Annotated in this window: 16 protein-coding genes; 10 read left to right on the top strand and 6 right to left on the bottom strand. The window is 70.4% G+C overall.

All coding sequences use genetic code 11. The annotated features are described in order from the left end of the window. Window positions 1-63: 63 nt before the first annotated feature. Entirely contained in the window at window positions 64-1266 is a 1203-nt protein-coding gene (locus G4Z16_RS03435) for an acyl-CoA dehydrogenase family protein (RefSeq protein ID WP_197349112.1), read from the bottom strand. Window positions 1267-1936: 670 nt separating this feature from the next. Here G4Z16_RS03435 and G4Z16_RS03430 point away from each other — a divergent pair. Next, window positions 1937-2878, top strand: a complete 942-nt coding sequence (locus G4Z16_RS03430; RefSeq protein WP_197349111.1) for an alpha/beta fold hydrolase — start codon at window positions 1937-1939, stop codon at window positions 2876-2878. 101 nt (window positions 2879-2979) lie between these two features. Next, entirely contained in the window at window positions 2980-3270 is a 291-nt protein-coding gene (locus G4Z16_RS03425) for an MmcQ/YjbR family DNA-binding protein (protein WP_051344786.1), read from the top strand. Window positions 3271-3312: 42 nt separating this feature from the next. Here the strand turns inward: G4Z16_RS03425 and G4Z16_RS03420 are convergent, their stop codons facing one another. Further along, complete coding sequence (locus G4Z16_RS03420) at window positions 3313-5526, bottom strand: putative bifunctional diguanylate cyclase/phosphodiesterase (RefSeq protein ID WP_197349109.1); 2214 nt, start codon at window positions 5524-5526, stop codon at window positions 3313-3315. After that, entirely contained in the window at window positions 5523-6344 is an 822-nt protein-coding gene (locus tag G4Z16_RS03415; RefSeq protein ID WP_197354133.1) for an SAM-dependent methyltransferase, read from the bottom strand. Before G4Z16_RS03415 ends, G4Z16_RS03420 begins: the two co-directional genes overlap by 4 nt. 637 nt (window positions 6345-6981) lie before the next feature. On the opposite strand from G4Z16_RS03415, the gene G4Z16_RS03410 reads away from it, so the two are divergent. The 3 genes from G4Z16_RS03410 (at window position 6982) to G4Z16_RS03400 (ending at window position 8197) form a co-directional block, all read left to right on the top strand. Beyond that, window positions 6982-7182: a DUF2180 family protein gene (locus tag G4Z16_RS03410; protein ID WP_028434699.1), complete on the top strand. Its 201-nt coding sequence runs from the start codon at window positions 6982-6984 to the stop codon at window positions 7180-7182. A gap of 123 nt (window positions 7183-7305) precedes the next feature. After that, window positions 7306-7644, top strand: coding sequence for a DUF6343 family protein (locus G4Z16_RS03405; protein ID WP_246530660.1), 339 nt, complete (start codon window positions 7306-7308; stop codon window positions 7642-7644). A gap of 49 nt (window positions 7645-7693) precedes the next feature. Continuing rightward, window positions 7694-8197: a hypothetical protein gene (locus tag G4Z16_RS03400; protein ID WP_197349108.1), complete on the top strand. Its 504-nt coding sequence runs from the start codon at window positions 7694-7696 to the stop codon at window positions 8195-8197. Between the two features lie 69 nt (window positions 8198-8266). On the opposite strand, the gene G4Z16_RS03395 is transcribed toward G4Z16_RS03400, so the two are convergent. Beyond that, window positions 8267-9625, bottom strand: a complete 1359-nt coding sequence (locus G4Z16_RS03395) for a transglycosylase family protein (protein WP_197349107.1) — start codon at window positions 9623-9625, stop codon at window positions 8267-8269. A gap of 172 nt (window positions 9626-9797) precedes the next feature. Beyond that, on the bottom strand, window positions 9798-10577 hold the full coding sequence (locus tag G4Z16_RS03390) for a DUF6227 family protein (protein WP_197349106.1): 780 nt from the start codon (window positions 10575-10577) through the stop codon (window positions 9798-9800). Between the two features lie 197 nt (window positions 10578-10774). Between G4Z16_RS03390 and G4Z16_RS03385 the strand changes: the two genes are divergently transcribed. Then, window positions 10775-11419 carry a phosphoribosyltransferase gene (locus tag G4Z16_RS03385; RefSeq protein ID WP_197349105.1) on the top strand — a complete coding sequence of 215 codons (645 nt, stop codon included), beginning with the start codon at window positions 10775-10777 and terminating at the stop codon, window positions 11417-11419. Between the two features lie 75 nt (window positions 11420-11494). Here the strand turns inward: G4Z16_RS03385 and G4Z16_RS03380 are convergent, their stop codons facing one another. Continuing rightward, window positions 11495-12676, bottom strand: coding sequence for an alcohol dehydrogenase catalytic domain-containing protein (locus G4Z16_RS03380; protein ID WP_197349104.1), 1182 nt, complete (start codon window positions 12674-12676; stop codon window positions 11495-11497). 275 nt (window positions 12677-12951) lie between these two features. On the opposite strand from G4Z16_RS03380, the gene G4Z16_RS03375 reads away from it, so the two are divergent. The 4 genes from G4Z16_RS03375 (at window position 12952) to G4Z16_RS03360 (ending at window position 17050) form a co-directional block, all read left to right on the top strand. Then, on the top strand, window positions 12952-14499 hold the full coding sequence (locus G4Z16_RS03375) for an FAD-dependent oxidoreductase (RefSeq protein ID WP_197349103.1): 1548 nt from the start codon (window positions 12952-12954) through the stop codon (window positions 14497-14499). 226 nt (window positions 14500-14725) lie between these two features. Further along, on the top strand, window positions 14726-16162 hold the full coding sequence (locus tag G4Z16_RS03370; protein WP_197349102.1) for an LCP family protein: 1437 nt from the start codon (window positions 14726-14728) through the stop codon (window positions 16160-16162). A 99-nt stretch (window positions 16163-16261) separates the two neighbouring features. Further along, window positions 16262-16534 carry an AMP-binding protein gene (locus G4Z16_RS33200; protein ID WP_425508042.1) on the top strand — a complete coding sequence of 91 codons (273 nt, stop codon included), beginning with the start codon at window positions 16262-16264 and terminating at the stop codon, window positions 16532-16534. A gap of 9 nt (window positions 16535-16543) precedes the next feature. Beyond that, entirely contained in the window at window positions 16544-17050 is a 507-nt protein-coding gene (locus G4Z16_RS03360) for a GNAT family N-acetyltransferase (protein WP_197349101.1), read from the top strand. Window positions 17051-17054: the final 4 nt, after the last annotated feature.

The raw sequence follows: 17054 nt of genomic DNA, 5'->3' as shown, positions 1-17054 counted from the left end.
TCCCCGGCGCCGCCCTCCCGGACGTGCCGGGGCGCCGGCCACCGGTGCCGGCCCCGCTCCTGGTCAGCCGTCGGGCTCGGGCCCGCAGCGCACGAGTTCGCTCAGCCGCTCGGACCAGGAGCCCTTGGCGGTTCCGAGGGCGACCTCTCCCAGGCGCAGCCGCTGGACGTCGGAGGTGCCGGCGGGCGCGAAGATGTGGTGGGCGTCGCGCAGGTACCGCTCGACGGGCCGGTCGGTGAAGAGGCCGCACGCCGCGTGGATCTCCATGGCGTCGCGCGCGGAGTCGAGGGCGTACTCCACGTTCACCAGCTTGGCGTTCATCAACTCGGCGTCGCAGGGCAGCCCTTGGTCGAGGAGATGGACGGCGTGGTACGCGGCCAGACGAGCCGTCATCAGCCGTGACTGCATCTGCCCGAGCTTCATCTTGACGGAGCCGAGCTCGCCGAGCGGAGCGTCGTAGCGCTGCCGCTCGGAGCAGAACGCGGAGGTCTCGTCCAGGATCGCCTGGTGGATGCCGAGGGAGACGGCGGTGAGGTTCGCGCGCCCGTACAGAACGCTGGAGGAGTACGCGACGGCGAGACCGTCACCCTCCTCGCCGAGCCGGTTGGCGGCGGGCACCCGGCAGTCGTCGAAGATCAGCTCGCCGAAGCTGAAACCGTGCAGCCCCATCGCGGGCCGCTGGCGGCCCAGCGAGAAGCCCGGGGTGCCGGACTCCACGAGGAAGGCGGTGAGGCCCCCGGAGCCGGGCCCGGTGCGGACCACGACGCCATGGAGGTCGCCGACGTGGGAGTTGCCGACGTAGACCTTGTTGCCGTTGAGGATGTAGTCGTCGCCGTCCCGGACGGCGGAGGAGGTCATTCCGAGTACGTGGCCGCCGGATCCGGGTTCTGTCACCGCTATCGTCGGCAGGCAATCGCCGGAGGCAATTGCAGGCAGCCACATCTTCTTTTGCTCTTCGTTGCCGAAGTGAATGATCTTGGCGGCACCGAGCTGTGATGCCTGCACCATGGCGCCCATCGCGCCGCTCACCCTGGACAGTTCCTCGATCACCACGGTCTTGCCGAGGTGACCCACACCCATGCCTCCGTATCCGGCCGGCACCGTGGCCCCGATCCACCCCTGGCGGGCGATCAGGCGCGACAGCCCGACGGACGCGGTGCGGCTGGCTTCCATCTCGGCTATTCGGGGTGTGACCTCGTTCTTCGCGAACTCCCGGACCGCCGTCCGCAAATGCTCGTGGCGATGGTCCGTGAAGTAGCGTTCCATGACGAGCCCTTCTCCGCGGGTGGCTCCGCTTCTGGTTCGGGCGGAGTCGTGCATCGGTAGCTGACCCGCCCCTGGCATAGGCCGACCGCATTATCCCCCACTCTTTCACGGTCAGTACAAGATCGATCACAGCTTTTGGCCGAAACACTCCCTGGTGCAACTTCAACTGGCCGGTGCAAAGGGGCAGATGACGCCGACGGCGGTCGGTGCATGCGGGGATGCCCCATGAGCATTACCCAATGGCATAGCACCGTTACGGCCTGCGGTCAGCAATTCGCGGCGATTGGCGGCAACTTGACACGGGACGAGACCGGTCGGGATTCGTAAGGATGAGGCAGTGATCGTCAGAGTGTGTAGCGGTTTGTGCTGGTCCGGCGGTGGTGCGGTGCTGATCGGAACTTCCGCACGGCCGGTGATGCACGGGCGTGCGCGGCGCATGCGCCCCCGTGAGCCGGCGGACGCGCGCTGCATCGGTCCGGCGAGTCCCGTCGTCCGGATGCGCGGCGGCCCCGACCGTGCGACGAGTACGGCCGCTACGTCATGGGTGGGACAGCGCGGTCCATGCACGCTGTAGCCGTCCTCATGCCCTGGTGGCGACCTTCACGCCGGAGGAACCTGACAGTACGGTTACCGTCTGCGAGCGAACCAGGCGAGCGAGGAGGCAGGGACCGTGGGCGGCGTACGGCAGGACCACACGACGGCAGCGGACGGCACCACGATCGCCACCTACACCTGGCACCCCGATGACGCCGAAGGCGCGGGCAGGGTCCCACGCGCCCTCGTACAGATCGCCCACGGGGCGGCCGAACACGCCCAGCGCTACGACCGGTTCGCCCGCTTCCTCGGCCGCTTCGGCTACGCCGTCGTCGCCTCCGACCACCGCGGCCACGGCGCCACCGCCGAGCACACCGGCGGATACGGCGTGGTGGGTGAGAGCGGCTGGCGGGCGACCGTCGACGACCTCAAGGCCGTGGGCGACCGGGTGCGGGCCGAACTGCCCGACGGCACGCCGTTCGTCTTCTTCGGGCACAGCATGGGCTCGCAGCTGGCCCGCGACTACGTCCAGGAGTACGGGGAGGGCGTGGCCGGGCTCATCCTCTCCGGTACGTTCCGCTCCCTGCCGGGCTGCGAGGCCGAGATGGCGATCCGGCAGCTCGAGGGCGAGATCGACAAGGGTGGCCGTGACGCCGTCTCGGACTTCGTGCCCGATCTGTTCAGCTCGTTCAACGACCCGTACACGCACCGCACCGGATTCGAATGGCTCTCCCGCGACGAGGAAGAGGTCGACGTCTACGCCGGCGACGAGCGCTGCGGGTTCGCCTTCAGCGCCGGGCTCTCACTGGACTGGGTGCTCGGCAGCCGCAAGATCAACGACCCCGCGCAGCTCGGACGGATCCCGCGCGACCTTCCCGTGCACATCGCCGTCGGCGACCAGGACCCGTGCAACCAGGGCATGACGCTCGTCTACGAACTCCTCGAGGACTTCCGTTACTTGGGGATGCGCGAGGTCGACTGGCGGGCGTACGCGGACGCGCGCCACGAGATCCTCAACGAGACGAACCGCGACGAGGTCCACACCGACCTGCTGCAATGGATCGATGCGCACGTGTGAGGCGCGCGCACGCAGGCCCGGAGGGAGCGGCAGAAGTGAACCGGGAGAGTGAAAGACCAGGCGCGGTCTCTGCCGAGGACGTCCGCGAAGTGGCCCTGTCCATGCCCGAGACGACGGAGAAGCTCGCCTGGGGCCAGCCGACGTTCCGCGTCGCGGGCAAGATGTTCGCCTCGCTCGGCGACGACGACACGACCATCGGCGTGAAGTGCCCCAGGGACGAGCGGGCCGAACTGATCGCCGCCGAACCCGCGAAGTTCTTCATCAAGCCGGGACATGACGACAACTACAGCCTCGTGAGGGTCCGTCTGGAGGCGCTCGAGGACGTGGAGGAGCTCCGCGTCATCCTTCTCGACTCCTGGCGGCAGGCGGCGCCCAAGCGGCTGAACGGCTGAGGGCCACCCGGTCGCCCCGCGGCCGCCGGCCCGCCCCGCGGGTCAGGGAAGGACCGCGAAGCCCTGCTGGAAGCTGGAGGGCGGCCCGGGACGGGCGTAGTACCAGCCCTGAGCGGTGTCGCAGCCCAGGTCCCGCAGCTTCGAGGCCTGGTGCTCCGTCTCCACGCCCTCCACGGTCACGGCAAGGCCCAGCGCGTGCGCCAGCGTCACGATTCCCTCGACGAAGGTGACGTCCGCCGGGTCCGCCGGGTGCTGCTGCAGACCCCGGGTGAAGGACCGGTCCAGCTTCAGCGTAGTGGCGGGCAGACGGCGCAGGTTGGCGAGGTTGGAGTAGCCCGTGCCGAAGTCGTCGAGCGCGATCTCCACACCCAGTTCGGCGAGTTGGCGCAGCGGCTTGAGCTCGTCCTCGTCCGCCCCGATCAGCGCGCTCTCCGTCACCTCCAGGCAGAGCGACGAGGGCGCCATGCCCGCGGCCTCCAGCACCGCCACCGTGTCGGGCACCAGATCGGGGTGGTGCAGCTGCCTGGGGGAGAGGTTCACATTGACCCGCAGCGGCCTGCGGTCGCCCTCGGAAGCGTCCTTGCCCTTGCCCTTGGCCCGGCCCTTCTTCTTGCCCGCGTTGTTGCGCTCCTCGTGCCAGGCGCACGCCTGCCGAACGGCCTGCTCCATCACCCAGCGCCCCAACGGGACGATGAGGCCCGTGTGTTCGGCCAGCGGGATGAAGCGGTCCGGGCCGAGAAGACCGTGCACCGGATGCTTCCAGCGCACCAGTGCCTCGGCGCCGTCCACGTGCCCGTCGCTCATACGGATCAGCGGCTGGTACTCCAGGAAGAACTCGTCACGCTCCAGCGCCGCCGGCAGACGGTTGGTCAGGCTGTGCCGGTCTATGGCACGGGCGTCCGAGTCGGGGTCGGCCAGCTCGTAGCGGTTGCCACCGGCGTCCTTGGCGCGGTACATCGTGATGTCCGCGCTTCGCATCACTTCTTCGGGACGCAGTTCGCCGCTCGGGCCCTCGACGATGCCGATGCTCGCCCGTACGGACAGCTCGCGTCCGTCGACGCCGATCGGGGTCGCCAGGGCCGCCAGCACCTGCCTGGCGAGCTCCGCGACCTCCTCGGAGCCCGAGGGGTCGGTGACGAGCGCGGCGAACTCGTCGCCGCCTATCCGTGCCACGAGATGGCCCGAGCCGGCCGTGCAGGACTGGAGCCGCTCGGCGACGGCGATCAGCAACTGGTCGCCGACCGCGTGCCCCAGGCTGTCGTTGACGGCCTTGAAGCCGTCGATGTCGAGGTAGCACAGCCCGAAGCGCTTCACGTCGCCGCTCGCCGAGAGCAGCCGGTCGAGGCGCTCGGCGAACAGGGTGCGGTTGGGCAGCCCGGTCAGCTCGTCGTGCGTCGCCTCGTAGCGCAGACGCAGGTGCAGCAGGCGGCGCTCGGTGATGTCCTCCAGCAGCGCGAGCTGGTAGCGCGGTTCGCCGTCGGCGTCGCGCAGCAGCGACACGGTGAGGTTGGTCCACAGGACGGTGCCGTCGGGACGGTGGTACGGCTTCTCCACGCGGAAGTGGTCGCGCTCTCCGCGGACCAACTGGCGGTGCATGCGCCACACATGGGGAGCGTCGTCCGGGTGCACCCATTCGTTCACGTTCCGCCGGCGCATCTCCTCCTCGGAGCGGCCGAACATCCGGGCCAGCGCGCCGTTGGCGTCCAGGATGCGGCCGTCCATGTCGGCGATGGAGATGCCGATGGTGGCGTCGTTGAATACGGCGCGGAAGCGGGTCTCACTGGCGTGCAGCGCTTCCTCGACGGCGGTCTGGGCGGCGAGGGCGGCCCGGGAGAGGGACTCCTGCTCGCTGAGGGTGCGATCGCGAAGGGCCTGGGTGAAGCCCGCGGCGATGGAGTGCTGGAGCCGGGAGCACCGGGCGCGCGCCTCGTCGACGTCGAGAGTGGTGCTCTCAGGGTCGCGCCCGTAGAGCACCAGATAGGAGTCGATGACGCCGAGCAGATGCGGCAGCGCGTCCGGGCTGGTGCAGTGACCGTCCACCAGCGCCGCCCCGACGTCACGGCCCACGGCGGGCGTGAAGGGATGGGCGTGGAGCGCTTCGCACAGCTGCACGGCCAACGGGTGGAGGTAGTCCTCCAGTTCGGCACGCGTCATCGAGGTCTGCGTGACCGGGTAGACGGCGCGGCTCCAGATCGTCGCGAAGCGCCGTAGTCCGTCCTTCTCGAGCCCTTCGGACTCGTGCGGCCCGGGATTCACCCGGCGCTTCCCGCCTTGTGGCCCACCCCGGCGTAGCCGCTGAGGAGCAGGGGGTCCTCCGCCTCGGGCATGTCCTCGGGGCGCCAGCGGGGCAGCGGCACCAGCCCCGGTTCGACGAGATCGAAGCCGTCGAAGAACTGCTTGATCTCCGATCGGGTCCGGGTGATCAGCGGTGAGCTCGTCTGTCTGTAGACGTCCCGGACGCCCGTGCCGAGGGTGCGCATCGGGCCCTCGTCCGCCGAACTGTGCGACACCACAAGGAGACTGCCGGGTGCCAGGGAGTCACTGATCTCTCTGACGGTCTTCCAGGGATCGTCCTTGTCCTCGACGAAGTGCAGGACCGCGACGAGCAGCAGCGCGACGGGCTTCCCGAAGTCCAGGAGCCGGTCGGCCTCCGCGCTGTAGAGGATGTCCTGCGGGGAGCGGAAGTCGGCCGAGACCACGTCGGCGAGCTCGTTTCCGTCGAGCACCGCGCGGCTGTGCGCGACGGCCACGGGGTCGTTGTCGACGTACACGACGCGGGCGGAGGAGTCCGCGGACTGCGCGACCTCGTGGACGTTGCCGAAGGTCGGTATGCCCGAGCCGATGTCAAGGAACTGGGTGACGCCCTCGCCGATCGCATAGCGGATGGCGCGGCGCATGAAGGCACGATTCGCCTGGATTATTTTCGGCAGCCCCGGCCAGGCTTCGATGGCGCGTTTCCCCGCTTCCCGGTCCACCTCGAAGTTGTGCGAGCCGCCCAGGTAGTAGTCATACATTCTCGACACGCTCGGCACCGTCAGGTCTATGCCCTGCGGGGCCCAGGCAGGACGCTCCATCTGGGTCTCCAGCTCGTTCAACTCCACGGCCGATTGCCGCTGGGTCATGAGGCTACTGACAGGTGCCGGGCGGTTGGAAGGAATCGGTAACTCTACGGCTTGATCTTGTCCGCTGGTACGGGAGTTTCTGGGGCATAGCACCCCGGCAAGTTACCCCCGGCCGGATGAGGACCCCGAGAACGGGACGAACTGGGCCGCCCTGCCCCTGTGTTGGCTTCCGGATCGTCCGGCGGCGCCGGATGCGACGCGCGGATGCATGGCACCGTAACCCCTTCCTCACGTGGGCGCTGTAGAACGGCAGACCTTCGGTACGAATCCCGTACGAGTCGGCACGTGCCGCATGATCCGCGCGGAGTGCGTGCTCGGGCGGGCGTCAACCCGGCGCGCGGGGCGGGCGGTTGACGATGCATCCGCCCGGGTGGCTCGTCGTGGGTCCCGAATCCGTCGCCGTCGGTGGCCTCGCCTGCCGTTGCCTCCGCCCCCGTTACCCCGGGCCCTTCCGTGCCCTCCCGTGCCCTTCCGTTTCCGTCACGGACCGTAGCGGAGGGTGTGCCGTTTCCGCGCCACCGGCGGTGGCAACCCGGGGCTGGCGGCGGGCCCGCCCGGCCCGCCGCGGGCGGCTGAAGGGAGTCCGGTCATGAACTGCTACGACTGCCTGGCACTGCAGGAGAACACCGTCGCGGTGGCCGTCTGCAGCCGCTGCGGTGCGGGGCTGTGCATGGACCATGCGCATCTGGCGCCGCAGACCGTGCACGAGGCTGCCGGCACGGGCAGGTCCACGCACACGCCGAACGCACGGCGTCTCACCTGCGGTGTGTGCCACGAGGCCGAGGCCTGAGCGGGCGCGGCATTCTGGCCTCCGGCGTCCCTGCCACGGCCCGGTCCGCCACCGGTCCGCCACCGGGCGGCCCGGGCTGGAGGACACTGGAAGTGGAAGCCAGAACGGGAAGAGGCGAGAGAAATGACCCTTCGCCGGCCCGGACAGCGGGCCGGGACGCCACGCCCCGAGCCGCCCCAGCCGTTCGAACGCTACTGGTCACGCACGGGAACCGAACCTGTCACGGCCCGTAGCGCGATGGGCGTCCGGCTGATACTCGCGGCGCTCTTCACACCCGTCTTCCTGGCCGGAACCGCGCTGTTCTGGTTCTGGGCGACGCAGACGGGCCCCGGTGACGTGCCCGGTGCGGACTCCCTGCAGACCCTCACCGCGATCTGCGCCGGCCTGTCGCTGTTCGCCCTCACGGACCTGATCATCGTGCTGCGGCGCAGGCGCAGGCGGCGTCCGCCGCCCTCCCGGTGAGGCCGTCATGGACGTTTTCGACTGGGCCACACGGGTACCGCCGGGTGGCATGACAGAGGACGAGGGCCACGACCCCGGCGCGGAGCCGGAGGACGAGGGCATCCCCGACGTTCAGGACGACGCATCGCCCGAGTCGGCGCTGGCGGAGGACCCCCAGCAGGCGCCTGTTCCGGGGGACGAGCCCGTGGCTGTCGAGAGCTACGGCACGACCTTCAACGAACAGGTCGCGGGCGAGTCCCTGGACGAGCGCCTGGCCGAGGAGGAGCCCGATGTCGGCGACGAGGGCGCCGAGGAACTCCCCGACGAACCGGCCGGTCAGCTCAGCGACGATCCGCTGTCGTGGCGGAGCGCCAACCAGGACTCCTTCTCGACCGCGTCACCGGCGCGGGGACTGTCGGGCGAGGAGACGGCGATGCACGTCGCTGAGGACGACGAGCGTGAACTCGGCCTGGACCTCCAGGACATCGAGGAGGCAGCGGAGGGCATTGACCAGCGGCCGGAGCGCCTCGCCGGACCGGAGCAGGTCGACCTGGACACGGATGAGGACCAGTGACGAGCGGGCAGCTGCGAGAGCCTGGCGTCGTCTGACGAAGGTTTGCGACCGAAGCCGCATACTGCGCCGTCACAGGCGCACGCCGCGCCCTCGCAGATAGCCGAGCGGGTCGATGTCCGTGCCGTAGCCCGGGCCCGTACGGATCTCGAAGTGCAGGTGCGGACCGGTGGCGTTGCCCGTGGAGCCGGAGCGGCCCAGACGCTGTCCGGGGGTGACGGTCTGGCCCGCCCGTACGGAGATCGCCGAGAGGTGCCCGTACTGGCTGTACCTGCCGTCGCGGTGCCGCAGGACCACCTCATAGCCGTATGCGTCCGCCCAGCCCGCCGAGACGACCTTCGCCGCGGAGACCGCCTTCACCGTGGTCCCGGTCGGGACCGGGAAGTCGACGCCCGTGTGGTGGCCGGATGACCAGCTGCTGCCTGCCGCCCGGTACGCCGTGCCCGGGGCGACGCCGCTGACCGGGGCGGACGCGGCGGTGGACGCGGGCTTCCGTGCCGGTGCCGCCGTCTTCTGCTCGGCCCCCACCTTCCCGTCGGCCTTCTTCGTGCCTGCCTTCGCGTCGGCCTTCTGCTTCGTCTCCGCCTTCGCGTCGGCCTTCTGCTCCGTCTCCGCCTTCGCACCGGGCTTGGCGTCGCCATGTGCCTTCTTCGGGGACTGGCCGGAGCGCTGCGAGCCCTTGGCCGCTTCGGATTCCTTCGGTTGTGACGGCTTTGCCTGCGGCTTGCCCGTACGGTGCGTGCCGTCCAGACGCAGCTGCTGACCGGGGAGGATGAGATCCGGATCGCCGCCGACGGTCTTGCGGTTGCGCTCGTACAGGCCCGGCCAGCCGCCCTTCACCTCGTGCTTCTCCGCGATGGCGGAGAGGCTGTCACCGCCCACGACCTCGTACGTCGTCTTCTTCTTCGATCGGTCCGCTCTTGCCCGTTCGGCTCTCTCGGCCCGCTCCGCCTGTTCGGCGCGCTCCGCCTCGTCCGTCTTCGGATTGTGCTTCCCGCTCTCCGCCTGCCGCTCGGCGCCCGTCACCGCCCGTTCCGCGAGAGGCCGTGCGCCTGCATGTGAAAGTCCCGCCCGCGGCCCGCAGTTGGGCCACGCCTTGGGGCCCTGACCCGAGAGCACCTTCTCGGCCACGGCGATCTGCTGGCCCTTCGTCGCAAGGTCCGCGCGTGCCGCGTAGGCGGTGCCGCCGTACGCCTCCCAGGTGCTCTGCGAGAACTGGAGCCCGCCGAAGTAGCCGTTGCCCGTGTTGATTTCCCAGTTCCCGCCGCTCTCGCACGCGGCGACCTTCTGCCAGGTGTCGTCCGGAGCGGCATGCACGAGCTGCGCCCCGATCAGGGGTAACGCGACGCCGGCACCGCCCGCGGTGACCTTGAGCGACGTACGGGAGAGCGTGCCGGTGCGGTTGCGGCGGTGACGTCCGCGAGCGGCCATGGCGGGACCTCCGGGTCAAGTGGGCACCCCGTCATGGGAGTTACGGAGCGTCAGTGGGGTAGCGGAGCGCGCCCACGATACGTTCGGCGCCCGGAAAGTCACAAGGGGTCACGACAAGTCGCACAGAGGCACACAGTTGTGCTGTCGCCGGACAGGCCCGGTGCTCAGATGTTCAGGAACCGAAGCCGCGGTCGCGCACCAGACGGTTCACGGCACGGTCGGCGAAGCCCTCTTCCAGGTAGACCTCGCAGACCAGTGCCCCCGTGCCGGACAGGTCGTGCTCGACCTCGTACAGGCTGATCTCGGAGCCGTTGGCCAGCAGGAACGCGTGCTCGTAGACCGTGCACCACACGTGCCGCTCGTGGGCCAGCACCTGCGGCCTCGGCACGGGCAGGATCTCGTGGCCGCGGGCCGTCTCCAGCAGCCGTACGACCGCCTCACCCGGGCGGTCCGCGTTCTCCGCGCGGCGCAGCAGCCGGCGGGCGTGGTCGGGGGAGTCGGTCTCGCTGTACGTACGCCGGCCGAAGGGATGGTCCGCCGTCAGGAGGAGCTCGACAGGTACCTCGCGGCTGCCCCGCCTGCCGCGCGGACCGTGCGCCGCGGACCGGTGCGCGTCGTGCACGCGGCGCTCCGAGCGGACCAGCGCCTCCTCGCTCTCGTACACCTCGTGCAGAACGCGGTCACCCGCGGCGCTGCCGTCGTCGCTGTCGTAGCTGAGCTCCCACAGCGAGAGAAGGTCGCCGTCGGGCAGCAGGAAGACGTGCCGGTGACTGGTGCACCGCAGACTGGGCGCCGGTGCCTTGCGCTGCCGCCAGCCGTGCAGCTCCACATGGCACAGCAGGGCGTTCTCGACGCGGGCGAGCACGGCGTCGGAGACGTCGAACGGATTCCGGGCCCGCGCCAGCAGTTCACGAACATGTACAGCAGGCGTCGGCACTGCTTGCACGCCCATGGCGGAGCCCCTCCCGGCATATGGCAAATGACGATCCCCGCAGCCACACACCGTAGTCCTGAGGGCACGCTCACGGGAGCGGATTCGATGGAATTCCGGTGCCGGAAGGGGAACTTCCGCGGTGGGGGACTGTGTAGTTCCACCGAAGGCGGGTACCGCGACCAGCACAGCTCCCCGCATGGAGGGAGGAGGCCGTCATGCAGTTCCGTGACCGCCAGGAGGCAGGGAAGGCGCTCGCCGAGAAGCTGACCCGGCAGCAGCAGGAAGGACGGCTGCCGGACCCCGTCGTGCTGGCGCTGCCGCGCGGCGGCCTGCCCGTCGCCGACGAGATCGCCAGAGCGCTGGGTGCCCCGCTGGATGTCGTCGTCGCCCGCAAGATCGGCGCTCCCTTCCAGCCGGAGCTGGGCGTGGGAGCCGTGGCGGGTGACGCTCCTCCCGTCTACGACCACGCTCTGCTGGGGAAGTTGAGGCTGAGCGAGCACGATCTGGCACAGACCGCCGAGCGCGAGCAGGCCGAGCTCAAGCGCCGTGAGAAGGCCTACCGGCGAGGCCGCGGCCCCTTGGAGCTCGAAGGCCGCTCCGCCATCGTCGTCGACGACGGCGTCGCCACGGGCTCGACCGCGCGGGCCGCGCTGCGCGCCGTACGGGAGGCAGGTCCCGTACGGACGGTTCTCGCCGCGCCCGTGTGCTCGCGGGAGGCGACGGAGCAGCTGGCAGGGGACGCCGACGAGATCGTCTGCGCGTACGTGCCGCCGGCCTTCGGCTCGGTCGGCTTCTGGTACGCGAGCTTCCCGCAGCTGACCGACGACGAGGTGCTGGACATCCTGCACGTCACGAGGTGACGCGCGGCGACGAGGACGGCCCCGGCAGCCCTTCCGGGCTGCCGGGGCCGTATGCACGCCGCCGCGAGTTGGTGCTCACGGCCGCATGACGACCTTCACCGCGCCGTCGGCCTTCTTCTGGAACATCTCGTAGGCCTCCGGTGCCTGCGCGAGCGGCAGGTGATGGGTGGCGAAGTCGTCGACCCCGAGGACGTCCTCGTCCGCGAGCAGCGGCAGGATGTCCGGCACCCAGCGCTTGACGTTCGCCTGCCCCATGCGCAGCTGGATCTGCTTGTCGAAGAGCGTGATCATCGGCAGGGGGTCCGCGGCGCCGCCGTACAGGCCGGAGATCGAGATCGTCCCGCCGCGGCGCACGATGTCGATCGCGTCCCGGAAGGCGGAGAGCCGGTCGACCCCGGCCTTCGCGACGGCCTTCTCCGCCAGCTTCCCGGGAAGCATGCCGCCCACGGTCTGTGCCACCTTGCCGGCGACACTGCCGTGCGCCTCCGTGCCGACGGCGTCGATGACGGCGTCCGTGCCGCGGCCATCTGTCATCTCCCGTACGGCGGCGCCGATTTCGTCGTGCTCGCTGACGTCGAGGACCTGCGCCCCGCGGGCACGCGCCCGCGCCAGCCGCTCGGGAACGAGGTCGATGCCGATGACCTGACGGGCCCCGCGGTGCAGCGCGATCCGGCACGCCATGTCGCCGATCGGGCCGAGCCCGATGACGGCAAGGGTGCCGTCCTTGGGCACGTCCGCGTACTCCACTGCCTGCCAGGCCGTCGGCAGAACGTCCGAGAGGAAAAGAAAGCGGTCGTCGTGGGGGCCCTCGGGGACCTTGATGGGCCCGTACTGGGCCTGCGGTACGCGCAGATACTCGGCCTGTGCGCCGGGCGCGGAGCCGTAGAGCTTCGTGTAGCCGTACAGCGGCGCACCCATGCCGTGCTCACGTACCTGCGTGGTCTCGCACTGGGTCTGAAGGCCCTGGTCGCACATGAAGCAGGAGCCGCACGATATCTGGAACGGCACCACCACGCGGTCGCCGGGCTTCAGGTGCGTCACCTCGCTGCCGACCTCCTCGACGACGCCCATCGGTTCGTGCCCGAGGATGTCGCCCGGTGTCATCAGCGGTGTCAGTACCTCGTAGAGATGCAGGTCCGAGCCGCACAGCCCGGTCGACGTGATCTTCACGACCGCGTCGGTCGGCTCCTGCACCGCGGGGTCGGTCACGTCGATGACCTGCACATTCCGTTTTCCCTGCCAGACGACTGCCTTCATTCGCCATCACCTCCGTGGGGAGCGGCCGGGTACCCGCGGTGCCGAGCCCGGACACGTGGCCGCGGTGCGAAACCCGGCTGTCACGCGTGACACGTGCGGTGCCGGGCATCACAGCAGGGTCGAACAGCTCGACAGCGATCACGGGGAACCACGGGGGTTGGCCCGCCTGACGTGCGTGCGGCGGTGAGCACAGTGCGTGTCACGAGCGAGCGAGCAGCACGAACCCGGACGAGCCGGAGGAGCCGGCGAGCCGTGGACGACCATGAGGAGCAGCGGTGACCACACTGCCCGTCGGTTACGAGTCCTACTGGATGCTGTCGGCAGGGGCGTCCGCCCATCCGCCGCTTCCGGCCGGGAGCGTGACGGAAGTGGACGTCGCGGTCGTGGGCGGCGGTGTCGCCGGCCTGTCCGTCGCGTGGGAGCTGGCGCGGGCGGGCAGGAGCGTCGCCGTGCTCGAGGCCGACCGCATCGCCGCCGGTGTCACGGGCCACACGACCGGCAAGGTCTCGGCCCTGCACGGTCTCGTCTACTCGCATCTGCGCGAGAAGCGGGGCGCGGACGGCGCCCGCCTGTACGCCTCCTCCCAGCAACAGGCCATCGACCATCTCGAGGCCGTGGCGGGGGAGTTGGGGATCGGCTGCGACCTTGAGCGTGTTCCGGCCTACACCTTTGTCGAGTCCGAGCACCACGCCGAAGAGATACGGGCCGAGGCAGAGGCGGCCCGCGAGGCCGGGCTGCCCGCCTCCCTCGTCACGGAGACCGGGCTTCCCTTCCCGGTGTGCGCGGCCGTACGGGTCGAGGACCAGGCCCAGTTCCATCCGCGCAAGTACCTTCTCGCGCTCGCCGAGGACCTGCTCAGGCGCGGCGGACGCATCCACGAACGCACCCGCGTCATGGGTCTGGAGCAGGGCGACCCCTGCCGCGTGGTCACCGAGAACGACGCCGAGGTCGTCGCGCGGGACGTCGTCGTGGCCACTCACTATCCCGTCTTCGACCGCGCGTTGATGTTCTCCCGGCTGGAGCCGCGCCGGGAACTCGTCGTCTCCGCGCTGCTGCCCGCAGAGCAGGACCCGCAGGGCGCCTACCTCACGCCGGAGCGCGGCGCGCGCTCGGTGCGCACTGCTCCCTATCCGTTCGGCAGGGGGAAGCGGCTGCTGATCGTCACGGGCGAGAAGTTCACCCCGGGAACCGGCGGGCAGGGCTCGGTGGCGGCGGGCTACGAGCGGCTCGCGGCATGGACGTACGAGCGATTCCCCGACGCACGGCTCGTGCACCGCTGGGCGACCCAGGACAACGACACCACGGACCGGGTCCCCTACATCGGGGCCTTCCACCCGGCTGCGCAGCACACCTGGGTGGCCACCGGCTTCGGTGGCTGGGGCATGACCGGCGGGGTGCTCTCCGGGCAGCTTCTTGCCGCGTACATCACGGGTGAACCGCTGCCGCCCTGGGCGAAGTTGTACGAGCCGCGCCGTCTGAGCCCCCGAGAGGCGCCCGCGATGCTGCGCTTCCAGACGGCGGTCGCGGGCCGCTTCGTCGGTGACCGGCTGCGTTCGTCGTACGTCGACTCCGTGGACGAGATCGCTCCGGGTACGGGCGCGATCGTCCGCGTGCGGGGCCGGCGCTGCGCGGTGCACCGCACGGCCGAGGGTGAGGTGCGCGCCCTCTCGCCGCGGTGCACGCACCTGGGCTGCCTCGTGCGCTTCAACGACGCCGAGGGCGCGTGGGAGTGCCCCTGCCACGGCTCGCGCTTCGACACCGAGGGGCGCGTGATCCAGGGGCCCGCGACCAGACCGCTGGAGCGGCGCGACGACGTGACGTGAGAGGTGGCCGGCCGGGGCCGGGACGGGATACGGGGGCTGGTGACCGGGACGAGCGGACGGGAGGCGCTGGCGTTCATCTGACCGGGTGAGCCGTACGGGTGAGCACGACGTAGCGCCGGAGGTCCGGGCACGGGCCGTGCCAGCATGCGGAATCCCACATTCCGCGGAGGTGCACTGGCTCATGTCCCCTCTCTACCGCCCCGCCCGGTCCCCACGCTCTCGCCGGATGCTCGCTCTGGCCTGCGCCGTCTGCGCCGCGCTCACCTGCGGCGCCGCGCTGGACGCGAGTACGGTCGCGACGAACGCGCCTGCCCCGCCCGGGGGTTCGGAGCGTGTGAGCAACGCCTTCGACAAGCTCCCCGAGTCCGGCCGCCCCGCCAAGGGCCCCGGCACGAACGTCCTTCTCGCCGGTCTCGACAGACGTGAGGGGCTCTCCAAGAAGACCAAGAACCGGCTGCATGTGAACGGCGAGCAGTGCGACTGCACGGACGTGATGATGCTGCTTCACGTCTCCGCCGACCGCGACCGTGTCAGCGTCGTGAGCATTCCCCGCGACTCCTACGTCCGCTTCGCGAAGCACCGCGACCACGGCAAGGGCTTCGGCAAGATCACCGACAGCACCACCCGCCACCTCGGCAAGATCAACAGTGCATACGCCCACGGCGGCCCGGCGCTCACCATCCGCACGGTCGAGCAGAGCACCGGGGTCCGCATCGACCACTACGCCGAGACCGACTTCCCCGGGTTCGAGAAGACCGTGAACCGGCTCAAGGGCGTGAAGGTGTGCTCCGCCAAGCCGATGGAGGACAAGAACAGCGGACTGAAACTTGCGCAGGGCACCCACGTCCTGAACGGCAACAAGGCGGTGAGGTTCGTACGCGCCCGGCACGTCGACCCGCCCGGCGACCTCGGCCGGGCACGGCGTCAGCAGCACGTGGTCGGCGAGCTGCTGCGCACCCTCACCAGCGACGGCACGGCCGCGCAGCCGCTCGAAGTGCTGCGTGCCGCCGCCGCGTTGCGCGGTTCGGTCCGCTGGGACAAGGGCTTCACGACCGCACGGCTGTCACGGCTCGCACGTGATCTGCAGGGATTGACGGCGAAGCGCACGGAGTTCGCGACCGTGCCGATCCTCGACTTCGACCACCGCTCGCCCGTGTGGGGCTCCACCCTCAGATGGGACGGTCCGCGCGCACGCGCCCTCTTCGCCGATCTGCGTGCCGACCGGCCCATCACCGGCAGCACCGTCACCGGCCCGGCGCCCGGAGCCACGCCCGTCCCGTACAGGCCGGAGGAGGTCACAGTCCGGGTGGAAGGGAGCGGGGATACCGCCGCGCACATCGAGCAGGAGCTGCGGGACAACGGCTTCAAGGTCATGAACCCGCGGCGGGCTTCCGCCGCCGGCCCGCGCGGCGGCCGTACGGAGATCACCTATGACGTCCACTGGCAGCGCAAGGCGAGCACGGTCTCGGCGGCGATGCCCGGTGCGGTGATGCGCGCCCAGAAGGTTACGGGCACGAAGCACTCGGACGTCTTCACGGTGCGGCCCGGCACGGAGGGCACCGACGTGGCCGACGTCGTCTACGACCGCAGCAGTGTCGAGGGCGCCCCGGTACGCGGCGACGAACTCGACTGTGACGGGCGGACGCAGCACAACAGGAGCTGAGGCAGAGGCAGTTCCGGCGCGGGTCCGGTCAGCAGGCCGGACCCGCGCCGTGTTTCGGCCTCCGGACTCCCGGGGTTCGCATCGCTCCCGAGCCGGGACGTGACCACCGACCCGGAGGACCTGGCCGTTCTGCCGTACTCCTCGGGCACGACCGAATTGCCGAAGGGCGTGATGCTGAAGGTCCGGCAGGTCGACTCTCTCTCTCCGCGGTGCCGCGTGCGGCCAGCGGCAAGATCCGCCGCCGGGAACTGCGAGGTGCGGTGGCGAACAGAACCGCCCCTGGTATTCCGGCCGTTGATCGTCATGTGCCCCGGTCCCGGGGCTTCCGAGCGCGGCGGAAACTCAGTTGGGCTCGACGCGCCGTCTGCGTAGGGTTGGTCGGTGCCCGAGCTGGAGCGGCTGCATGCCGACCATGGTCCAGCGGTTCTGGCGTTCGAGCTGGAGAACCGCGCCTACTTCGCTGCCTCGGTCTCCGACCGCGGCGATGACTTCTTCGACCGGTTCGCGGACCGGTACGACGCCCGGCTGGCCGAGCAGGAGGCGGGCATCTGCGCCTTCTACGTGCTCGTCGCCGAGGACGGCTCGGTACTCGGCAGGTTCAATCTGGTCGACATCGAGGACGGCGCTGCGCAACTCGGCTACCGGGTCGCGCAACTTGCCACCGGCCGAGGCGTGGCGACGGCGACCGTCCGGGAGCTGTGCCGGCTGGCGGCGGGGCGGCACGGCCTGCACACACTCAGGGCAGCCACCTCTCACGGGAATGCCGCGTCCCGGAAGGTGCTGACCAAGGCCGGGTTCGTCCCGGCCGGCCCGGCGGACCCGGCAGACCTCGGTGGGAAGCCGGGAACCTGGTATCAGCGCGACCTGGCTTCCGGCGGCGGACCGTGATCTC

The sequence above is a fragment of the Streptomyces bathyalis genome, from assembly GCF_015910445.1.
Taxonomy (GTDB): Bacteria; Actinomycetota; Actinomycetes; order Streptomycetales; family Streptomycetaceae; genus Streptomyces; species Streptomyces bathyalis.
This window is presented reverse-complemented; position numbering and strand designations above follow the sequence as displayed.

What these genes read in the sequence shown, in the direction of transcription:
- G4Z16_RS03435 (WP_197349112.1), bottom strand. Translation starts at nt 1,266, where the DNA reads ATGGAACGCTACTTCACGGACCATCGCCACGAGCATTTGCGGACGGCG.
- G4Z16_RS03425 (WP_051344786.1), top strand. Translation starts at nt 2,980, where the DNA reads ATGCCCGAGACGACGGAGAAGCTCGCCTGGGGCCAGCCGACGTTCCGC.
- G4Z16_RS03415 (WP_197354133.1), bottom strand. Translation starts at nt 6,344, where the DNA reads ATGGAGCGTCCTGCCTGGGCCCCGCAGGGCATAGACCTGACGGTGCCG.
- G4Z16_RS03410 (WP_028434699.1), top strand. Translation starts at nt 6,982, where the DNA reads ATGAACTGCTACGACTGCCTGGCACTGCAGGAGAACACCGTCGCGGTG.
- G4Z16_RS03405 (WP_246530660.1), top strand. Translation starts at nt 7,306, where the DNA reads ATGACCCTTCGCCGGCCCGGACAGCGGGCCGGGACGCCACGCCCCGAG.
- G4Z16_RS03400 (WP_197349108.1), top strand. Translation starts at nt 7,694, where the DNA reads ATGACAGAGGACGAGGGCCACGACCCCGGCGCGGAGCCGGAGGACGAG.
- G4Z16_RS03395 (WP_197349107.1), bottom strand. Translation starts at nt 9,625, where the DNA reads ATGGCCGCTCGCGGACGTCACCGCCGCAACCGCACCGGCACGCTCTCC.
- G4Z16_RS03390 (WP_197349106.1), bottom strand. Translation starts at nt 10,577, where the DNA reads ATGGGCGTGCAAGCAGTGCCGACGCCTGCTGTACATGTTCGTGAACTG.
- G4Z16_RS03385 (WP_197349105.1), top strand. Translation starts at nt 10,775, where the DNA reads ATGCAGTTCCGTGACCGCCAGGAGGCAGGGAAGGCGCTCGCCGAGAAG.
- G4Z16_RS03380 (WP_197349104.1), bottom strand. Translation starts at nt 12,676, where the DNA reads ATGAAGGCAGTCGTCTGGCAGGGAAAACGGAATGTGCAGGTCATCGAC.
- G4Z16_RS03370 (WP_197349102.1), top strand. Translation starts at nt 14,726, where the DNA reads ATGCTCGCTCTGGCCTGCGCCGTCTGCGCCGCGCTCACCTGCGGCGCC.